5 protein-coding genes and 1 tRNA gene are annotated in these 4,303 nt (G+C 25.4%); 1 reads left to right on the top strand and 5 read right to left on the bottom strand.

The annotated features are described in order from the left end of the window. Positions 1 to 111: 111 nt before the first annotated feature. The 5 genes from AlmWB_RS00755 to AlmWB_RS00735 all read right to left on the bottom strand — a co-directional run bounded on the left by AlmWB_RS00755 (position 112) and on the right by AlmWB_RS00735 (position 3,815). Entirely contained in the window at positions 112 to 900 is a 789-nt protein-coding gene (locus AlmWB_RS00755) for a lysophospholipid acyltransferase family protein (protein ID WP_050337150.1), read from the bottom strand. After that, complete coding sequence (locus tag AlmWB_RS00750) at positions 893 to 1,396, bottom strand: dihydrofolate reductase (RefSeq protein WP_050337148.1); 504 nt, start codon at positions 1,394 to 1,396, stop codon at positions 893 to 895. Before AlmWB_RS00750 ends, AlmWB_RS00755 begins: the two co-directional genes overlap by 8 nt. Continuing rightward, the gene (locus tag AlmWB_RS00745; RefSeq protein ID WP_050337146.1) at positions 1,393 to 2,259 is read right to left on the bottom strand and encodes a thymidylate synthase; all 867 of its coding nucleotides are present in this window, start codon (positions 2,257 to 2,259) and stop codon (positions 1,393 to 1,395) included. The genes AlmWB_RS00750 and AlmWB_RS00745 overlap by 4 nt, the downstream gene beginning before the upstream one ends. 162 nt (positions 2,260 to 2,421) lie before the next feature. Then, positions 2,422 to 2,510 (bottom strand) — tRNA-Ser (locus tag AlmWB_RS00740). Positions 2,511 to 2,633: 123 nt separating this feature from the next. After that, entirely contained in the window at positions 2,634 to 3,815 is a 1,182-nt protein-coding gene (locus AlmWB_RS00735; RefSeq protein ID WP_050337144.1) for an acetate kinase, read from the bottom strand. 236 nt (positions 3,816 to 4,051) lie between these two features. On the opposite strand from AlmWB_RS00735, the gene AlmWB_RS00730 reads away from it, so the two are divergent. Beyond that, on the top strand, positions 4,052 to 4,303 hold a 252-nt coding region (locus AlmWB_RS00730; RefSeq protein ID WP_370406560.1), incomplete at its 3' end, for a hypothetical protein.

The following is a 4,303-nucleotide window of genomic DNA, read 5'->3' as shown; positions in this document are numbered from 1 at the left end:
ATCTAAATAAATATCTTTCGTGTATCCTTTTAAAGATGAAAAAATAATTTATATTTTTTCAATAATTATAACATATAAAATAAAAGATAATTTTTGAAATTAAAAAATAAATTATAAAACAGAATTAATGATATCAGTAACCTGTTGATTAATTTGTTGTGTATTTTTAGATTTTAATTCCATAAAAGGAATTATAGGATGAAAGAAAATTTCTACTTGTTTTTTGCGAAACCAACATTTACCACGAATAGCGTAAACACCTTTTAAAGTAATAGGAAGAATATTCGCTTGACTTTTCAAAGATATTTGGAAAGCACCATCAAGTGAATGTATAATTTTATCAGTATATGTGGTAGTCACGCCACCTTCGTGAAAAATTAAAATAGACAAATTTTGTTGAATTTTGTGAATCATTCTCATAAAATTTTTCACTGTTTCTCTATTATTACCTCTTGAAATTTTCACACAATCTGTCGCATCAAAACAAAAACCTAAAAATAAACCTTTTAAACCTTTATAAAGTACATCTTTAGGTGTAAAAGTAAGAGTGCGTGGAAATATAGAAGCAATAATAAAAGGATCAAAGTTCGTTTTATGATTAGCATAAACTACCATTTTTCCTTTTAAAGGAATGAATCGTGGGTTGTGTACTTTCACATTAATTCTAAAAAATCTTATTATGAATTTTGAAATACTTAACACTATTTTATGTTTCCAAACATGATTCGGTTCTAATTTACGTATAAATAACATACATAAACCAAGAACAACAAAAACCAAAATCAAAGATAAAAAGATACTAATCCAAAAACCTAATACTAAAGCAACAAAAATATTCATAATTTTGAAACAAAAACACCAAAACATAAAAAAAGATAAATAAAATATCCAACTAAACATAATTAATCAACTCTGAATTTTTCAATTTTTGATACATAACAAAAATTAACTTATCTACATTTGTTTTTTTTTTAATAACATATTTTTTATAATCAAAACGAGGGAAAAAAGAATCTCCTTGATATCGACCCAAAACATGAGTCAGATACATAACATCTACATAAGATAATGATTGATGATAAATTTGACTTCCACCTATGATAAAAAGATCTTGTTGTGAATATTTCATTTTTTTCAAAAACATTATAAGATCATTGATAACATTAATATTTAATATATTTTTTGTTTCATGACTAGCAACATAAACATCTTTAAAAGGAAAAGGTTTAGAACCATAATATTGTTTTAAAGAAAGATAAGTTTGCCAACCCATTAAAACATTTTTTTGTAATGTTTTTTGTCGAAAAAACATCAAATCTTTTGGGAAATGCCACGGTAATCGATTATGAAAACCTATTGTAAAATTAACATCTACTGCCGCAATCAAAGAAATCATATTGCAATTTCTCCATTTAAAATATCATGAGAAATATAATTTTTCAAATGAAAATCTGTAAATCGAAAATCTTCTATATTCTTAATAGAGGTATTTAACATTATTTGTGGCAAAGGATAAGAGGAACGTTGTAATTGTATTTTAATTTGTTCTAAATGATTATGATAAATATGCGCATCACCTAAAGTATGAATAAATTCATAAGGTTTTAAATTGGTGACTTGTGAAACCATCATTAATAACAAAGAATAAGAAGCAATATTAAAAGGGATTCCTAAAAAAACATCTCCACTTCTTTGATACAATTGTAAAGAGAGTTGGTTTTGTTGAACATAAAATTGCATTAACACATGACAAGGGGGTAAAATCATCTGTTCTATCGCTTTAGGATTCCATGAAGAAATGAGAAGGCGTCTAGAATTAGGATTATTTTTAATTTCGCTAATTATTTTTTGTAATTGATCAATACCTGAAAAATTACGCCACTGCTCGCCATAAACAGGACCTAAATTACCATGCTTTTGAGCAAACACTTCATCTTCTTTAATTTTTTGTACAAATTCTGATAAACTTTCGCCTTGAAAAAAACTAGATTTTCTATATGCTTGGTATGGCCAATCATTCCAAATTTTGACATTATTTAAAACTAAATAACGAATATTAGTATCTCCTTTGATAAACCATAACAATTCATGAATTATTGATTTTAAATTTAACTTTTTCGTAGTTACCATTGGAAAACCTTCATTTAAATTAAAGCGCATTTGAAAACCAAAAATACTTTTGGCAGAAACTTTGGTACGATTATCGCATATTACACCATTTTGTAATATTGCACGACATAAATCTAAATATTGTTTCATAAATTATTTGTCTCCATTATAACTATTGCCAACACAAAAATTTCTATACTAAAAATTAATGAATGAAAATAAAAAAATAAAAAAACACTAGATTTGGTGTATTTTTTTATTTTTTTATAACCTTTTTATAAATAATTATATAAATAAAATTATAAACAATATTGGTGGAGAAAGAGGGATTCGAACCCTCGCATCTATTAAGAACTACACGCTTTCCAAGCATGCCTCTTTAACCACTTGAGTATTTCTCCAAAAAAAATTTCTTTTAATTTTTTTGTTTTTACATATTTCTATAATTAATGGAATATAGAAAAAATAAAAATTAAAGAAAATTTTAATCTAAAAATTTTATATTAATGATTAGAAAAAAAAACTTATTGTTGCAAAGCAAAAACTTTACGAGCTATCATTATCTCTTCGTTAGTAGGCACTACAATGATTTTTGCAGCAGATTGCTGAGTTGAAATAATACATTCTCCTTTAGGTTTGTTTTCGTTTAATTGTGGATCTAAAACAAAATTTAAAATTTCTAAACGTTGGACTACTTCACGACGGAAAAAAATAGAATTTTCTCCTATACCCGCAGTGAAAACTAAAGCATCTATGCCTTTTAACAAAACATAATAACTAGCGATGTAATCTACAATGCGTTTAATTTGAATATCAAAAGCTAAAATAGCTCTTTGATGATTTTGAGATATCATTTTTTCTAAATCACGTCCGTCATTAGAAACGCCTGAAACACCAAGTAAACCAGATATCTTATTTAAATCATTTAATACCATTTTAATCGTCTTATTTTCTTTTTCAGCAATCAAACCAATAATAGTAGGGTCAATATTACCACTACGTGTTCCCATAGGAACTCCTTCCAAAGGTGTGAAACCCATAGAAGTATCTAAAGATTTTCCGTTTTGAATAGCAGCTAAAGAAACACCATTACCAGCATGACAAATAATGATTTTAGAATCTTTTTTATTCAAAAGTTTTTGTGTTCTTTGTGTAACATATTCATAAGAAATACCATGAGCGCCATATTTTCTAATTTTATATTTAGTATACCATTCATAAGGAGTTGCGTATAAAAAATTTGATTCTTGCATAGTTTGATGAAAAGTGGTATCAAAAACACCTACTTGCAACACTTTTGGTAAAACTTTTTGAAAAGATTTAATACCTAATATATTATTCGGATTATGTAAAGGGGCCAAATCATTTAAAGTTTCGATTTGTTTAATATTTTCTTTTGTTAAAATAACCGCAGATGGAAATAACTCACCGCCTTGAACAATTCTATGACCAACGCCTTCAATTTCTGTTAAACTTTTTAAAATTTTGTTTTCTATAAGAATTTTTGATAATAATTCGATAGCTTGTTGATGATTAGCTATTGCGATAATTTTCTTTGTTTTTTGTTTTTGTACTTCAATAGACAAAACAGCATCACTATGACCAATCTTTTCAATTAAACCAGCACAAATTTCTTCTTCTGAAGGCATGCAAAATAATTTAAACTTTAAAGTAGAACTTCCAGCATTAACCGACATAATTTTCATTAATAATCATTCTCCTAATTTTTAATTCAAGTATATTTATTTTTGTAACATATACATACTTATTTTAAAGGACTTTGAGCCAAAAAAACAATTTTTTATACGTTTCATTTGATATTTTAATTTAAATTACGATATAATTAACTATATATTTAGAAAAATATTTTTTTCATTTTTAATATATTTTTTTGATTTACTATTTATTTCCATATAAAATCAAAATATTAGAAAGATTTTTCATGAAGAATGAAAGAAGTTTTATTAATCAAATAAAGATACACCAATATTTTTCTCGATTATTTAACAGTGCTGTTTTGTTATTTATTTTTTCTCTTTTAACTTTTAGTTTAGGAATTGTTAATCATTATTCAAATCCAGACCACGTATTTTATAATTTGTTTTCTTTTTCCAAACAAAGTAATTTTTTAATTTTATTAGTTTCTATAATGTGTTTGACTCCATTCAAAAAATCCAAATTTTATTTTTATATT

Source organism: Candidatus Phytoplasma phoenicium, assembly GCF_001189415.1.
GTDB lineage: Bacteria > Bacillota_I > Bacilli_A > Acholeplasmatales > Acholeplasmataceae > Phytoplasma > Phytoplasma phoenicium.
Note: the sequence above shows the minus strand (reverse complement) of the source record. Positions and strands in the feature narration are given on the sequence as shown.

Excerpts from the sequence above, each read along its gene's own strand:
- AlmWB_RS00755 (WP_050337150.1), bottom strand. The coding sequence starts at position 900 with ATGTTTAGTTGGATATTTTATTTATCTTTTTTTATGTTTTGGTGTTTT.
- AlmWB_RS00750 (WP_050337148.1), bottom strand. The coding sequence starts at position 1,396 with ATGATTTCTTTGATTGCGGCAGTAGATGTTAATTTTACAATAGGTTTT.
- AlmWB_RS00745 (WP_050337146.1), bottom strand. The coding sequence starts at position 2,259 with ATGAAACAATATTTAGATTTATGTCGTGCAATATTACAAAATGGTGTA.
- AlmWB_RS00735 (WP_050337144.1), bottom strand. The coding sequence starts at position 3,815 with ATGAAAATTATGTCGGTTAATGCTGGAAGTTCTACTTTAAAGTTTAAA.